This is a genomic window from Streptomyces sp. NPDC005266, from assembly GCF_040607655.1.
Taxonomy (GTDB): domain Bacteria; phylum Actinomycetota; class Actinomycetes; order Streptomycetales; family Streptomycetaceae; genus Streptomyces.
This window is the reverse complement of the sequence record NZ_JBEXHC010000068.1, coordinates 1-1,055: the sequence shown is the minus strand read 5'-3', so window position 1 is coordinate 1,055 and position 1,055 is coordinate 1. Positions and strand designations below refer to the sequence as shown.

The 1,055-nt window shown below is 56.5% G+C and carries 1 rRNA gene; it reads right to left on the bottom strand.

Annotation, left to right across the window (positions count from 1 at the left end):
• Positions 1-1,055: ribosomal RNA gene (locus ABZU99_RS34895) — 23S ribosomal RNA — on the bottom strand; the annotation flags it as partial.

Genomic DNA, 1,055 nt, shown 5'->3' with positions numbered 1-1,055 from the left:
GGGTGGGAGTCCTCATCTCGAAGCAGGCTTCCCGCTTAGATGCTTTCAGCGGTTATCCCTCCCGAACGTAGCCAACCAGCCATGCCCTTGGCAGGACAACTGGCACACCAGAGGTTCGTCCGTCCCGGTCCTCTCGTACTAGGGACAGCCCTTCTCAAGACTCCTACGCGCACAGCGGATAGGGACCGAACTGTCTCACGACGTTCTAAACCCAGCTCGCGTACCGCTTTAATGGGCGAACAGCCCAACCCTTGGGACCGACTCCAGCCCCAGGATGCGACGAGCCGACATCGAGGTGCCAAACCATCCCGTCGATATGGACTCTTGGGGAAGATCAGCCTGTTATCCCCGGGGTACCTTTTATCCGTTGAGCGACGGCGCTTCCACAAGCCACCGCCGGATCACTAGTCCCGACTTTCGTCCCTGCTCGACCCGTCGGTCTCACAGTCAAGCTCCCTTGTGCACTTACACTCAACACCTGATTGCCAACCAGGCTGAGGGAACCTTTGGGCGCCTCCGTTACCCTTTAGGAGGCAACCGCCCCAGTTAAACTACCCACCAGACACTGTCCCTGATCCGGATCACGGACCCAGGTTAGACATCCAGCACGACCAGAGTGGTATTTCAACAACGACTCCCCCTGAACTGGCGTCCAGAGTTCACAGTCTCCCACCTATCCTACACAAGCCGAACCGAACACCAATATCAAGCTGTAGTAAAGGTCCCGGGGTCTTTCCGTCCTGCTGCGCGAAACGAGCATCTTTACTCGTAGTGCAATTTCACCGGGCCTATGGTTGAGACAGTCGAGAAGTCGTTACGCCATTCGTGCAGGTCGGAACTTACCCGACAAGGAATTTCGCTACCTTAGGATGGTTATAGTTACCACCGCCGTTTACTGGCGCTTAAGTTCTCAGCTTCGCCACACCGAAATGTGACTAACCGGTCCCCTTAACGTTCCAGCACCGGGCAGGCGTCAGTCCGTATACATCGCCTTACGGCTTCGCACGGACCTGTGTTTTTAGTAAACAGTCGCTTCTCGCTGGTCTCTGCGGCCA